This window comes from Amycolatopsis sp. SID8362 (assembly GCF_010550475.1).
In the GTDB taxonomy this organism is placed as follows: Bacteria; Actinomycetota; Actinomycetes; order Mycobacteriales; family Pseudonocardiaceae; genus Amycolatopsis; species Amycolatopsis eburnea.
In genome coordinates this window covers 1-710 of record NZ_JAAGNB010001195.1, presented here as the reverse complement: position 1 = coordinate 710, position 710 = coordinate 1, and the positions used below count along the sequence as shown (strand labels likewise).

Sequence of the window (710 nt, the reverse complement as noted above, 5' to 3'; positions counted from 1 at the left end):
GCCTGCCGGGTCGCCAGGGCGTCCGGCGGCGGCGCGGGCGTGCCCGAGCGCCCGCACCGTCGGGGTGTAGGAGGAGATCACGCGGTCCAGAACGGTGCGGCCGGGCCGGCCGGCGGCGTGCAGCGGCAGCGACGTCAACGGCCCGCCGGGCGACCACCACACGCGGGCGCCGTCGCGGTCGAGCCGGTCGAGCACCGGAGCGGTGACGGTGGTGTCCAACCAGGTCAGGACGTCGGCGAGCACCCGGCCGCCCTCGTGCTCACGGCCCGGTTCGTGGGCGGCTTCGAGCGCGTCGGCGAACCGGTCGGCGTGGTCGGCGGCGTCGTCGAAGGTCAGTTCCCGCAACGGGATCGCGGTCAGCGTGCGGCCGGCGAGCACCAGCGCGTCGCACCGGATCTCGCTCACGTTGACCACGACGACCGGCCCCGGGCCGGCCCACTCGTGCACCTGATCGAGCGTCGGCGGCAGCAGGAACCGCGCGAAGCCGGACAGGGCGCGGATTTCCGAGAGCAGGTCTTCGCGTTTCCGCGCCGTCGCGTGCCGCTGGTCGCTGCCGGAGGCGGCGACGTCGAGCGTCGCCAGCGCCCGGTCCAGTTCCGCGAGCCGGGTGGCCGCGTGCGGCGCCCGGCGGCGCAGTTCGCCGAGGTCGCTCCGGGTGTCGAGGGTCTGGCCGAGCAGGACGCCGCGGCCCTGTTCCAGCCAGCACACGG

General features: G+C 76.2%; 1 pseudogene. It reads right to left on the bottom strand.

Annotated elements, in window-relative coordinates:
- Positions 1 to 710 (bottom strand): annotated as a pseudogene (locus G3I65_RS37030) (CHAT domain-containing protein); the annotation flags it as partial.